At 72.4% G+C, this 13177-nt stretch carries 11 protein-coding genes and 3 pseudogenes; 10 read left to right on the forward strand and 4 right to left on the reverse strand.

The genetic code is table 11. The features are described from left to right. Positions 1–117: 117 nt before the first annotated feature. Positions 118–717, reverse strand: coding sequence for a TetR/AcrR family transcriptional regulator (locus tag DKT69_RS32170; RefSeq protein ID WP_201749967.1), 600 nt, complete (start codon positions 715–717; stop codon positions 118–120). Between the two features lie 96 nt (positions 718–813). Between DKT69_RS32170 and DKT69_RS32175 the strand changes: the two genes are divergently transcribed. The 9 genes from DKT69_RS32175 (at position 814) to DKT69_RS32215 (ending at position 10981) form a co-directional block, all read left to right on the forward strand. Beyond that, a complete protein-coding gene (locus tag DKT69_RS32175) occupies positions 814–1815 on the forward strand; it encodes an ABC transporter permease (protein WP_109805194.1) in 1002 nt (333 codons plus the stop codon). Positions 1816–1872: 57 nt separating this feature from the next. Further along, positions 1873–2214 carry a hypothetical protein gene (locus tag DKT69_RS32180; RefSeq protein ID WP_109805204.1) on the forward strand — a complete coding sequence of 114 codons (342 nt, stop codon included), beginning with the start codon at positions 1873–1875 and terminating at the stop codon, positions 2212–2214. 276 nt (positions 2215–2490) lie between these two features. Beyond that, positions 2491–3561: a BMP family lipoprotein gene (locus tag DKT69_RS32185; protein WP_109805195.1), complete on the forward strand. Its 1071-nt coding sequence runs from the start codon at positions 2491–2493 to the stop codon at positions 3559–3561. Between the two features lie 261 nt (positions 3562–3822). After that, positions 3823–5328: an ABC transporter ATP-binding protein gene (locus DKT69_RS32190; RefSeq protein ID WP_368666291.1), complete on the forward strand. Its 1506-nt coding sequence runs from the start codon at positions 3823–3825 to the stop codon at positions 5326–5328. Continuing rightward, complete coding sequence (locus tag DKT69_RS32195; RefSeq protein WP_109805197.1) at positions 5325–6659, forward strand: ABC transporter permease; 1335 nt, start codon at positions 5325–5327, stop codon at positions 6657–6659. Before DKT69_RS32190 ends, DKT69_RS32195 begins: the two co-directional genes overlap by 4 nt. 4 nt (positions 6660–6663) lie before the next feature. After that, positions 6664–7941 (forward strand): ABC transporter permease, encoded by a 1278-nt coding sequence (locus tag DKT69_RS32200; protein ID WP_109805198.1) that lies wholly within the window; start codon positions 6664–6666, stop codon positions 7939–7941. A gap of 121 nt (positions 7942–8062) precedes the next feature. Continuing rightward, positions 8063–8770, forward strand: a complete 708-nt coding sequence (locus DKT69_RS32205) for a cytidine deaminase (protein ID WP_109805199.1) — start codon at positions 8063–8065, stop codon at positions 8768–8770. 139 nt (positions 8771–8909) lie between these two features. Next, on the forward strand, positions 8910–10190 hold the full coding sequence (locus DKT69_RS32210; RefSeq protein ID WP_109805200.1) for a thymidine phosphorylase: 1281 nt from the start codon (positions 8910–8912) through the stop codon (positions 10188–10190). 110 nt (positions 10191–10300) lie between these two features. Continuing rightward, positions 10301–10981, forward strand: a complete 681-nt coding sequence (locus DKT69_RS32215; RefSeq protein ID WP_109805201.1) for a DUF4272 domain-containing protein — start codon at positions 10301–10303, stop codon at positions 10979–10981. Positions 10982–10987: 6 nt separating this feature from the next. On the opposite strand, the pseudogene DKT69_RS41505 reads toward DKT69_RS32215, so the two are convergent. From DKT69_RS41505 to DKT69_RS32225, 3 genes and pseudogenes are all read right to left on the reverse strand, one after another. Next, positions 10988–11557: pseudogene (locus tag DKT69_RS41505) on the reverse strand (methyltransferase domain-containing protein); the annotation flags it as partial. 167 nt (positions 11558–11724) lie between these two features. Then, a pseudogene (locus DKT69_RS41510) lies at positions 11725–11980 on the reverse strand (putative RNA methyltransferase); the annotation flags it as partial. A 1-nt stretch (position 11981) separates the two neighbouring features. Further along, positions 11982–12500 carry a MarR family winged helix-turn-helix transcriptional regulator gene (locus tag DKT69_RS32225; protein ID WP_109805203.1) on the reverse strand — a complete coding sequence of 173 codons (519 nt, stop codon included), beginning with the start codon at positions 12498–12500 and terminating at the stop codon, positions 11982–11984. A 58-nt stretch (positions 12501–12558) separates the two neighbouring features. On the opposite strand from DKT69_RS32225, the pseudogene yczE reads away from it, so the two are divergent. Beyond that, a pseudogene (gene yczE / locus DKT69_RS32230) lies at positions 12559–13177 on the forward strand (membrane protein YczE); the annotation flags it as partial.

The raw sequence follows: 13177 nt of genomic DNA on the forward strand, positions 1-13177 counted from the left end.
CCTTCCAGGTCTGGCGCCTTACCTGACCCCGGTCGTTCCCGCGATCTTGCGCTTTGGGCCCACGTTCCGCGGCTTTCATGCCTTTCGTCCGGGCGCAATCTGCAAGATCGCGGGGGCTCAGCGGGCGGGCCGGGCGAGGAGGGTTCGGACGCCGGCCAGGTAGGTGTGGCGGTCGGGGGCGCCGGTCAGGATGCGTTGCATGAAGTAGCCGGGGACCAGGGCGAACAGGGCTGCGCCGACCGCCTCCGGGTCGGCGTCGGCGGGCACCTCGCCGACCTGCTGGGCCCGCCGGACCAGCGCGGCGAAGTGCCGGCGGAAGCCGGCGTAGGTGGCCTTCACGAACTCGGCGAGGGCCGGGTCGCGCTGCGTCTCGCTCCATACCTGGATGGCCAGCGGGAGCACGCCGTCGGGCCCGGCCTGGGTGTCGACGTACGACAGCGCGCGGTCCAGCGCCTCCACCAGCGGCAGCGGCGGTTCGACCGCGACCAACTCGGCGAAGACCTCGTCCGCCCCGCCGATCACGGACTGGGCGATCGACGTGATCAGGTCGTTCTTGCTGGGGAAGTAGCGGTAGACGGCGCCGACGGAGAGCCCGGCCTCGGCGATCACGTCCTGCATCGAGGTGTTGTGGAAGCCGTCGCGCAGGAAGCAGCGCCGGGCCGCGTCGAGGATCTGCTGGCGGCGGGCGGCGAGGTGTTCGTCCGATACGCGTGGCACGAGCAAAGTATAAAGCGAACGTTCGTTCTTGACGGCGGGGCGATAGAAGGGGCAGTCTGCCATTAAAGAGAACGAGCGTTCGTTTTAGGAGTTGACATGGAAGCCGTCCGTACCCGGTCGCCCTGGTTGCTGGCCGTCCTGCTCGCCGCCCTGGCGGTGGTGGCGCAGGCCCTGCTCGTACCCCTCTTCGCGGCGCCGCAGGCCCACCTGGCGCCGCGCGACCTGCCGGTCGCCGTCGCCGGGCCGGCGGCCGCGACCGCCGAACTGGCCGGCCGGCTCGCCGCCGCCCGCCCCGGCGCGTTCCACGTCACCACGCTGCCGGACGCGGCGGCGGCCGACCGGGCGCTGCGCGATCGTCAGGTGTACGCGGCCTTCGTCGCCGGGCCGGACGGGATCGCCCTGCACACCGCCCCGGCGGCCAGCCCCACGGTCGCCGCGCTGCTCACCGAGGCCTCGGCCCAGCTCTCCGCCGGCCGGCCGGTGCCCGTCGTCCCGGTCGTCCCGGCCGACCCGGACGACCCGCGCGGCGCCGGGTTCGCCGCCGGCTTCCTGCCCCTCGCGCTGACCAGCATGCTCGCCGGGGCCCTGCTCGCCTTCCTGGTCACCCGCCGGGGCGCCCGGTTGGTCGGGCTGCTCTGCTACGGCGTCCTCGCCGGCCTGGCCGGGGCCGCCGTGCTGCACGGCTGGCTCGGCCTGGTCGACGGCTCCTGGTGGCGGGAGGCGGGGGCGATCGGCCTCTTCGCGCTGGCCGCCGCCGGCATCGTGGCCGGCCTCGGCGCGCTGCTCGGCGCGCCCGGCACCGGGCTCGGCGCGCTGTTGGTCTTCCTGGTCGGCAACCCGCTCTCCGCGGTCGGCGCGGCACCCGAGCTGCTGCCCCAGCCGTGGGGCACGGTGGGGCAGTTCCTGCCGGTCGGGGCCGGCGGGACGCTACTCCGCTCGGCGGCCTTCTTCGACGGGGCGGGCACCGGTCGCTCCCTCGCGGTGCTGGCCGGCTATGCGCTGCTCGGTGTCGCCCTGGTGGCGGTCGGTCGGCACCGGTCGGTCCGGGCGGCCCGCGGGACGGTGCCGGGCCGGCGGCCGGCCGAGGTCACGGTATGAGCTCGGCTCGGCGGGCCGCCTACTACAAACCGTCGTTGATAGGGGAGGATGGCCGCCGTGGAAGCTCTTCGGCTGGTACTTCTCTACGTCCATCTGATCGGGTTCGCGCTGCTGCTCGGCGGCTCGATCGCCCAGTACGCCAGCGGCCGGCTGCGGATCAACGCGGCCATGCTGTGGGGCTCGGTGATCGGTCTGCTGACCGGCCTGGGCCTCGCCGCCCCGCTGCGGGACGGCGACGAGCCGGCACCCGCCAAACTTGTTACCAAGTTGGTGCTCGCCCTGCTGATCTTTGTCATGGTCTTCTTCTCCCGTAAGCGGGAGTCGGTCAACCGTGGCCATTTTCTCGCGATCATCGGCTTGACCCTGGTCAACGCGGCGGTGGCGGTCTTCTGGCGGTAGCGTCGGCAGCAGCGGAAAGGCCACGGAAAACGGACGTTCGCGACACCCGCCGCGGCACGGTAGCGGCACGAATGGTGATCTGCCCCACGCCCGGGTTACGTAGGGATAACAGGCACTCAACGTTCGTGCACGATTGTCGGCCGGTGGGTGGGCGCGGGCGTACGCTCCCGTCCGTAACGTGGGACGCCGGCGGCAAGCGCAGGCCGGCTCAAGGGCTGCCACCGCTGGAAATGCGGTGTGCAATGGGAAGGAGACGTCTTGCGCTCTGTGCGTGGGATGCGGATCGCCTCCGCCTTCGTGGCGGGTGGGCTCGTGCTGGGCGCCGCCGCGTGTGGTGAGGCCCCCAAGGACGACAACAACGCCGGTGGCAACGGCGCCAAGAAGTACAGCGCCTGCATGGTGACCGACATCGGCGGCATCGACGACAAGTCCTTCAACACCTCGGCGTGGAAGGGCCTGCAGGAGGCCAAGAAGGCCAACGACAACATCGACATCAAGTACGTCGCGTCGAAGGCCGAGGCGGACTACGAGGTCAACCTGACCGGGTTCGTCAACCAGAAGTGCGACTTCATCCTGGCCGTCGGCGGCCTGATGTCGGACGCCACCAAGAAGGCCGCGACCGCGAACCCGAACCAGCAGTTCGGCATCGTCGACTCCAACCCGGGCGTGGACAACGTCTACCCGATGCAGTTCGACACCGCGCAGGCCGGGTTCCAGGCCGGCTACCTGGCCGCCGGGATGAGCAAGACCGGCAAGGTCGGCGCCTACGGTGGTCTGCCGATCCCGCCGGTGACCATCTTCATGGACGGCTTCGCCGACGGCGTGGCCCACTACAACAAGGCCAAGGGCAAGAACGTCCAGGTCCTGGGCTGGGACAAGGCGACCCAGAAGGGCTCCTTCACCAACTCGTTCACCAAGCAGGACGAGGGCAAGAAGGTCTCCGACGCGCTGGTCGCCCAGGGCGCGGACATCATCATGCCGGTCGCCGGCGGAGCCGGCCTCGGCACCACCGACGCGGCCCAGAAGTCAGGCGGCAAGTACTCGGTCGTCTGGGTCGACGTCGACGGCTGCGAGAGCACCCCGAACTGCGCGGCGCTGCTGACCACCGTGGTCAAGAACATCCCGGACGCCGTGAAGGAGGCCGTGCTCAAGGCCGCCGGTGGCGAGAAGCTCCAGGCCAAGCCGGGCTTCGTGGGCACCCTGGCCAACAACGGCGTCTCCATCGCGCCGTACCACGACTTCGACAGCAAGGTCCCCGCGGACCTCAAGGCCGAGGTCGACAAGATCAAGGCGGACATCGCCGCCGGCACCATCACGGTCACCTCGAAGGCCCAGCCGACCAAGTGATCCGTCCGCCGGCCGCCGCGGTGAGATCATCGGCAGCGGAGGCCGGCGGGCACCAGGTATGACGATCCGGCCGCCTCGGCGTACGCGGGGACACCCGCGCCGCCGGGGCGGCCGATCCGCTCCACCCCGGGACCGGGCCGGCTCGGCGCCCGACGCGGCAGCGGCTACGCTGCACCATCGCTCGCACTCCAGGAGGTTGCGCTGAGACTCGAACTGCGCGGCATCACCAAGCGGTTCGGTGATCTGGTCGCCAACGACCACATCGACCTGACGGTGGAGCCTGGAGAGATCCACGCCCTGCTCGGCGAGAACGGTGCCGGCAAGTCGACCCTGATGAACGTCCTCTACGGGCTCTACCAGCCCGACGAGGGCGAGATCCTGGTCGACGGGAAGCCGTTGAAGCTGAAGGGCCCGTCGGACGCCATCGCGGCCGGGATCGGCATGGTGCACCAGCACTTCATGCTGGTGCCGGTCTTCACCGTCGCCGAGAACGTCATGCTCGGCGCCGAGCAGGTCAAGGGCGGCATCGCCGGTTTCCTGGATCGCCGGCGCGCCCGGCGCGAGGTCGCCGAGGTCTCCGAGCGGTACAACCTCCGGGTCGACCCGGACGCGGTGATCGAGGACCTGCCGGTCGGCATCCAGCAGCGGGTGGAGATCGTCAAGGCGCTCACCCGCGACGTCGACCTGCTGATCCTGGACGAGCCGACCGCGGTGCTCACCCCGCAGGAGACCGAGGAACTGCTCACGGTGATGCGGTCGCTCAAAGCCGGCGGCAAGTCGATCGTCTTCATCACCCACAAGCTGGGCGAGGTGAAGGCCATCGCCGACCGGATCACCGTCATCCGGCGCGGGAAGACCGTCGGCACCGCCTCGCCGACCGCAAGCCGGGACGAGCTGGCCGCGCTGATGGTCGGCCGCAGCGTCCGGCTGACCGTGGAGAAGCAGCCCGCCAACCCCGGCAGGCCGATCCTGGAGGTCGCCGGCCTGGTCGTCGACGACGACCGGCAGATCCGCGCGGTCGACGGCGTCGACCTGACCGTGCACGCCGGCGAGGTCCTCGGCGTCGCGGGCGTCCAGGGCAACGGCCAGACCGAGCTGATCGAGGCGATCATGGGCCTGCGGCCGGTGCTCGCCGGCACGGTGACCCTCGACGGCGAGGCCGTGCACGGCTGGCCGACCAAGAAGGTGCTCCGCGCCGGGGTCGGCTACGTGCCGGAGGACCGGAGCGTCGACGGACTGGTCAAGGAGTTCTCCGTCGCGGAGAACCTGGTGCTGGACATCTACGACCGGCCGCCGTTCGGCAAGGGCCTGTCGCTGAAGCCGGACGCCATCGCGAAGTCGGCCAAGGAGCGGATCGAGCAGTTCGACGTGCGTACCCCCTCGGCGGACGCCGCGGTGGGCACCCTCTCCGGCGGCAACCAGCAGAAGGTGATCGTGGCCCGGGAGCTGTCCCGGCCGCTGAAGCTCTTCATCGCCGCCCAGCCGACCCGGGGCGTGGACGTCGGCTCGATCGAGTTCATCCACAGCCGGGTGATCCGCGAGCGGGACATCGGCACCGCGGTCATGGTCGTCTCCAGCGAGCTGGACGAGGTGATCGGCCTCGCCGACCGGATCGCGGTGATGTACCGGGGCCGGATCATCGGCATCGTCGGCCCGGACACCCCGCGCGAGGAGATCGGCCTGCTGATGGCCGGCATCACCCCGGAGACGACCGACGCCGCGGCGGCCCCGGCCCCCGAGGGCCCTGGTAACGAGGACGAGGCATGACCAACCCGAACCCGGTGTCGGGCTCCCCGGACAAGGAGCCGGCGACCGAGTCGCAGGCGGCGCAGAACGCGGTCGGCAACACCGACCGCGCGGCGACGACCGCCACCGCCCCGAAGCGGCCCGAGGGGCAGCCCCGCCCCTCGCTGGGCCGGCTGTTCCTGGACAACCTCTGGGCCGCCAACACCGTCACCGTCACCGTGCTCGCGGTGGTCCTGGCGATGCTCGTCGGCGCGGTGCTGATCATCGTCTCCGACCCGGAGGTGCTGGCCACCTACAGCTACATCACCGCCCGGCCGGCCGACGCGATCAGCTCCAGCTGGACGGTGGTCAGCGAGGCGTACGCGAACCTGTTCAAGGGCGCGATCTTCGACCCGCAGGCGTCCGGCTTCACCGCTTCGCTCAGCCCGATCTCGGAGACGCTCACCTACACCGCGCCGCTGGTCTTCACCGGCCTCGCGGTTGCCCTCGCCTTCCGCGGCGGCCTGTTCAACATCGGTGCCCAGGGCCAGGCGACCATCGGCGTCATCCTCGCCGCGGTCGCCGGTTTCGCGCTGCCGCTGCCGCCGGTGCTGCACCTGCTCGTCGCGCTGATCGCCGGCGCGGCCGGCGGCGCGATCTGGGGCTTCGTCCCGGGCATCCTCAAGGCGCGCACCGGCGCCCACGAGGTGATCACCACGATCATGCTCAACTACGTCGCGGTCTACTTCCTCGCCTGGATCATCATCCAGCCCGGGGTGCACAGCCCGACCCGCGCCGACGCGATCAGCAAGCCGGTCGAGTCCTCCGCCCAGCTGCCCCGGCTGCTCGGCAGCGACCTGCGGGTGCATTCCGGCATCCTGCTGGCCGTATTGGCCACCTGGTTCACCGCCTGGCTGCTCAACCGCTCGACGGTCGGTTTCGAGCTGCGCGCGGTCGGAGAGAACCCGGACGCCGCCCGGACCGCCGGCATCAGTGTCACGAAGGCGTACGTGCTGGTCATGGTGATCTCCGGCGCGCTCGCCGGCCTCGGCGGCTCGAACATGGTGCTCGGCTCGACCGCGAACGCACTCACCCCGGAGGTGGTCGCGCAGATCGGCTTCGACGGCATCTTGGTCGCGCTGCTCGGGCGGTTGAAGCCGTGGGGCGTGCTGCTCGCCGCGCTGCTCTTCGGCGCGCTGCAGGCCGGCGGCAACCGGATGCAGTCGTACTCGGGGATCTCGCTGGAGTTGGTCACCGTGCTCCAGGCGCTGATCGTCATCTTCGTCGCCGCGCCGGCCCTGGTAAAGGCGATCTTCCAGCTGCGGGCCGCCCGCGCGGCCCGGTTGCAGACGAGCCTGGCGAAGGGCTGGTAAGGCAATGTCGACCATCGCTGTCCCCGACGTCGCCGTCACCGTCGACGTGGGCTTCTGGACGCGCAACCGCAAGGCCGGCGCCGTTCTGCTGGCGCTGGGCGTGCTCGCCGCCGTGCTCTTCGGCGCGCTCGCCACCGGCCAGCAGGCGCGGTTCACCCTCAGCGAGACCGAGGGCGGTGCCGCCCTGGAGATCACCGGCACTTTCGGCGCCATCCTGTTCGGACTCGTCGCCGCCGCGGCCGGCGGCGCCCTGCTGGCCGGGGTGCCGAAGCGCTGGTTCACCCTCGTGCTCGGCGTCGGGCTGGTCGCCTTCGTGCTGAGCTTCCTGTGCTGGCAGGTCTCCGCCGCCCCCGAGGGGCGCAACTTCATGCCGCTGGTCAACATCGTCCGGGGTACGTTCATCCTGGCCCTGCCGCTGATCTTCGGTGCGTTGTCCGGCGTGCTCTGCGAGCGGACCGGCGTGGTCAACGTGGCGATTGAGGGTCAGCTGCTGATGGGGGCGTTCAGCGGGGCGCTCTTCGGCAGCATCTACCAGAACGTATGGGTCGGCCTGCTGGCCGCGGCGGTCGGCGGCGCGCTCATCTCGCTGCTGCTCGCCGTCTTCGCGATCCGCTACCTGGTCGACCAGGTCATCATGGGCACCGTGCTCAACCTGTTCGCGGTCGGGGTCACCGGTTTCCTCTACGAGCGGCTGATGCAGATCAACGCGGAGAAGTACAACACCGCCCCCCGGTTCGGCAACTGGGAGATCCCGCTGCTGAAAGACATCCCGCTGATCGGCCCGGCGCTGTTCCGCGGCAACATCTTCCTCTACCTCGGCCTGCTGCTGGTGCTGGTCATCCACCTGGCGCTGTTCCGGACCCGGTGGGGGCTGCGGACCCGGTCGGTCGGTGAGCACCCGACCGCCGCGGACACCCTGGGGGTCCGGGTGCTGCGCCTGCGCTACCGCAACGTGATCATGGCCGGGCTGGTCGCCGGCGTCGGCGGCGCCTCGTACACCCTGGCGTTCTACTCGTTCACCAAGAACATGATCGGCGGTAAGGGCTTCATCGCCCTGGCCGCGCTGATCTTCGGCCGGTGGAGCCCGACCGGCGCGCTGCTCGCGGCGCTCTTCTTCGGCTTCGCCGACCAGCTCGCCACCTACCTCGGCGCGATCGGCAGCAGCATCCCCAGCCAGTTCCTGGCGATGCTGCCGTACCTGGCGACGATCCTGGCGGTCGCCGGGCTGGTCGGCCGAGTGCGGGCGCCGGCCGCGGACGGCAAGCCGTACATCAAGGGCTGAGCCCCTGATCGATCCGTGCCCGGCGGGGGATTCCCGGCCGGGCACGGTCGTTCCGGGTGTCGACTGACACAGGGGTACCCCTTCCCGCGTTCGACCGGGGTGACTTGGGCAGAATGGTGGGATGACCGAGATCGACTGGGAGCGGCTGCGGGCCGCGGCCACCGAGGCGATGCGGCACGCGTACGCGCCGTACTCGAAGTTCCCCGTGGGGGCGGCCGCCCTGGTCGACGACGGCCGGGTGGTGGTCGGCTGCAACGTGGAGAACGCCGCGTACGGCGTTACCCTCTGCGCCGAGTGCGGGGTGGTCTCCTCGCTGCACGCCACCGGCGGTGGCCGGCTGGTCGCGATGTCCTGCGTCGACGCCACCGGTGAGCCGCTGATGCCGTGCGGCCGGTGCCGGCAGCTGCTCTGGGAGCACGGCGGCCCGGAGTGCCTGGTCGAGACGAAGGGCCGGCCGCTGCGGATGGCCGAGCTGCTGCCGCACGCCTTCGGCGTGGAGGACCTGGAGGCCGTGGTCGGCGAGACGCCGGTGCCGGTGGTGCCGGAGCGGCTGGCCGCCTGGCGGGGGCGCGGCACGGTCTTCGTCCACCCGGACCTCTCCGCCGGCCAGCAGGTCTGGACGGCGTACTGGGAGCGGTCCGCCGGCGACACCGAGGGCGCCGAGACCGGTGTGCTGGAGGAGGGCCCGACCTGGGAGGACCCGGCGGAGGCGGTCACCTGGGGGCTGGCCCGTACGCCCCGCGTGGTGGTGGTCGACGCGTCGGGCGCGATCTTCTGGGCTGGAGAGGGTGAACCTCCCATGGAGATTCCGGTCCGTTGGGGTGGCTGAGCTTGGGGGCCGGGGCCGACCGTGCCCGGCTCCGGGCGATCCGGCTTGATCCCTCCGCCGGTCACGGTCGGCCCCGGCCCTCGGTGGTCACGGCCGTGGTTCAGTGCACCCGACGCGAGTCAATGATGGGAACTCAAAGGTGAGTGCTTTTAGGGCGGTTGACGTCATCCGGGCCAAGCGGGACGGGGGTGTGCTGAGCGACGGCCAGATCGACTGGGTGGTCGACGCGTACACCAAGGGGCTGGTGGCCGACGAGCAGATGTCCGCGCTGGCCATGGCGATCCTGCTGCGCGGCATGAGCGCGCCGGAGATCGCCCGGTGGACCGCCGCGATGATCGCCAGCGGCGAACGGCTGGACCTGTCGTCGGTGTCCCGGCCGACCGTGGACAAGCACTCCACCGGCGGCGTCGGCGACAAGATCACCCTGCCGCTCACCCCGCTCGTCGCCGCCTGCGGCGGCGCGGTGCCGCAGCTCTCCGGGCGCGGGCTGGGCCACACCGGCGGCACCCTGGACAAGCTGGAGTCGATCCCCGGCTGGCGGGCCGCGCTGACCAACGACGAGTTCATCGCCCAACTCCGCGACGTCGGCGCGGCGATCTGCGCGGCCGGCCCGGGGCTGGCCCCGGCGGACCGCAAGCTGTACGCGCTGCGCGATGTCACCGGCACCGTCGAGGCGATCCCGCTGATCGCCAGCTCCATCATGAGCAAGAAGATCGCCGAGGGCACCGGCGCGCTGGTGCTCGACGTGAAGGTCGGCTCGGGCGCGTTCATGAAGTCCGTGGACGACGCCCGCGAGCTGGCCCGGACCATGGTCGAGCTGGGCGGCGCGCACGGCGTGCGGACGGTCGCGCTGCTCACCGACATGTCCACCCCGCTCGGCCTGACCATCGGCAACGCGGTCGAGGTGACCGAGTCGGTCGAGGTGCTGGCCGGCGGCGGCCCGGCGGACGTGGTGGAGCTGACCCTGGCGCTGGCCCGGGAGATGCTGGCCGCGGCCGGCCTGCCGGACGCAGATCCGGAGGCGGCGCTGCGCGACGGCCGGGCGATGGACGTCTGGCGCGCGATGATCCGGGCGCAGGGCGGCGACCCGGACGCGCCGATGCCCACCGCCAGCGAGGTCGAGGTGGTCCGCGCCGCCGAGGACGGCTTCGTCGCCTCCGTCGACGCGTATGCCATCGGGGTGGCCGCGTGGCGGCTCGGCGCCGGGCGGGCCCGCAAGGAGGACCCGGTGAGCATCCCGGCCGGGGTGGTGCTGCACAAGCGCCCCGGCAACCCGGTACGCGCCGGCGACCCCCTCTACGAGTTGCGTGCCGAGCACGCGGAGCGGATCCCGGCGGCGCTCGCCGAGGCGGCGCGGGCGGTCCGGATCGCGCCGGAGGCGCCGGCGGTGTCGCCGCTGGTCATCGAGCGCATCGGCTGATCAACTCCGGCCGGCGGTGCCGTGGTGCCGGCCCCCTGGAGCCGCTATTCTCCCTGCCCAGGGGGGACAGACCGGCGATGAGCCGATGCGAGCAGACAGGGACCTGAGCCGTGCGCGTACCCGCCCCCGATCCCCGGGCCGTCCGTGAGGCGAGCCTCGACGAGCTGTCCCGGTTGGGTCTGCCACTTCCGCCGACCCAGTTCCCGCTGGTGTGGGAGCCGGGCGACGAGATCGAGCTGCGCCCCACCGTCGAGATCGAGGCCCGGATCGCGGTGCTGCACCTGATCCTGGCCCGGTGCTTCGGGATGCCCCCGCAGGCGGCGATGAGCTGGCTGCTCGCCTCGCACCTGGTGGAGCAGGTGACGCCGCCGGAGTGGCAGTTCGTGATGGGCGGCAAGGGTGACCACCGGTCGTTCGTGCTGCACCACGACGCGCTGTTCTCGCTGTCCTGGGTGCTCGGGCTGACCAAGGAGCTCGACCCGACGGTGCCGGTGGACGAGCGGCTGGTGGAGCGGATGCCGCACGTCGCCGGCGGGGAGACCTTCGCCCAGTGGCGGTCCCGGATCCTGGCTGCGCCGCAGCACCCCGCCGACGCGGCCGCCCTGCTCGACCTGCACTACTGCCTGGACTGGGCGTACCTGGAGACGGAGCGGGCCGGCCGGATGCTGCCGGGGCTGGTCGACGCGAACGCGATCGGGCAGCGCCGGTGGGCGTTGGAGTGGGCGGTGGTCCTCCGCGGCCCGTACCACGACGAGCCGCCCGGCTGGGAAGAGGTCGACCTCTCCACCTGACCGGGGTCAGCGCGGCCGGTATACGCCCAGCCGGACGGAGAGCGTCACCGGAGCCGGCTCCGGCAGGCCGGCGATCCGCTCGGCGAGCCGGGCCGGGTCGGTGTGCCAGGCGCTCGGGCCCATCCCGACCAGGGTGGCCACCTCTGTGCGGGTGAGCCCGAGCCGGGCGCGGTGCAGCTCGGTCGACTCCTCGGTGAAGTTCCCGGCCAGGCTGCCGGCGACCCGGTCCGCCTTGGCCGGGTCCACCCTGAGCAGGCCCAGGGCGTCGACGAGTTCGACCAGGTGGTCCTCGGTCGGGGTGACCACCAGCAGCGCGCCCGCCGGGTCGAGCACCCGGTGGAACTCGGCGCCGTTGCGCGGGGCGAAGACGTTCAGCAGCACGGCGGTGGAGGCGTCGGCCAGCGGCAGCCGCTGCCAGGTGTCGGCGAGCGCCGCGGCCGCGCGCGGGTGGGCCCGGGCCGCCCGGCGCAGCGCCGGCTTGGAGACGTCCAGGGCCAGACCGGCGGCGTTCGGCAGCGCCGCCAGCACCGCCGCGAGGTACCGGCCGGTGCCCGCGCCGGCATCCACCACCAGGGGGTACGCCCCGACGTCCGGCCCCGGGAGGTCGGCCGGCAGTTCCTCGTCCGCCCCCTTTGCGGTGCACCCGCCCACGCGGCGCTCGTCGCCAATCGCCGGCGCGTCGGTGGGTGCGGAGCGGGCGGTCGGCGCGCCGCGGGCGGCGCTGATCCGGTCGACCACGTGGGCGGCGGTGGCGGCGAGGGCGGCGGCGACGGTGTCGTAGTGGCCGGCGGCGAGGAAGTCGGCGCGGGCGGCGACCATCTCGGCGCTGTCCCCGGCGTGCGGGGCGCGACCGGCGAGCAGGTTGACGTACCCCTGGCGGGCGATGTCGAAGCTGTGCCGGCGCGGGCAGCGCAGCGCGCGGGCGGTGCCCGCGGTGACCTCCGCCAGCGGGTCGCCGCAGACCGGGCAGCGCAGCCGGTCGAGGATGCGGGGGTCCACGTCAGACCTCCGGACCGGCGGATGTCGGAGCGACCCGGCGGGGCGGATCGCCAGCCGGCCCGATCGGCGCGGTGAGGTGGTCCACCACCCGGTGGGTCAGCGCGCCGAGCGCCTCGACCTCCTCGGGGGTGAGCAGGTCGATCAGGTGCCGGCGGACGGCCGCCACGTGCCCTGGGGCGGCCGCCTCGATGGCCTGCCGCCCGGCCGGGGTGAGGGCGACGACCGAGCCGCGACCGTCGGACGCGCACTCCTCCCGGGTGACCAGCCCGCGCTGCTGCATCCGAGTCAGGTGATGGGAGAGCCGGCTGCGGGACCAGAGCATCCGGTCGGCCAGTTCGCTGAGGCGCAGCCGCTGGTCGGGCGTCTCGGAGAGGTCGGACAGGACGTCGTAGTCCGGCTCGGAGAGCCCGGCGTCCTGGGCCAGCTCGCGGGCCAGTTCCAGGTCGAGCAGGCGGCGCATCCGGCGGTAGCCGCGCCAGGCCCGCTCCTCCCGCTCGTCCAGCCATCGTGGGGCCTCCATGCCGACGATCCTAACCCAGTTGTTGACATGTCACTGAAACCGCCCTACGGTCGGTGACATGTCAACCAGATTGCCCGTACGGCTGGTCCGCCTCCTGCTCGGCCTGGCCCTGTTCGGCGCCAGCGTGGCGCTGATGGTCCGCGCGGACCTCGGGCTGTCGTCCTGGGACGTCCTGCACCAGGGCCTGGCCGACCGGACCGGCCTGCCGCTGGGCTTGGTGGTCAACGGCGTGGCGCTGGTGGTGTTGCTGCTCTGGCTGCCGCTGCGGCAGCGGCCCGGCGTGGGCACCGTGGCCAACGTCGCGGCTGGTCGGGGTGGCACTCGACGCGGTGCTGGCGGTGCTCCCGCCGGTGCACGCGCTCCCCGTCCGGGTCGGCCTGCTGCTCCTCGGCGTCCTGCTCAACGGGGTCGCCACCGCCCTCTACCTCGGCGCCCGGCTCGGCCCCGGCCCGCGCGACGGGCTGATGACCGGCCTGGCCGCCCGCGGCCTGCCGATCGGTCGTGTCCGCACCGTGATCGAGCTGGGCGTGCTCGCCGCCGGCTGGCTGCTCGGCGGCACGGTCGGCGTCGGCACCCTGCTCTATGCGCTGAGCATCGGACCGCTCGCCCAGTTCCTCATCCCCCGACTCGCCGTGCCGGCCCCCGGCCGGCCCGCCCCGACAGGAGTGGCCCCGCCA

The organism is Micromonospora sicca (genome assembly GCF_003172935.1).
Taxonomy (GTDB): domain Bacteria; phylum Actinomycetota; class Actinomycetes; order Mycobacteriales; family Micromonosporaceae; genus Micromonospora; species Micromonospora sicca.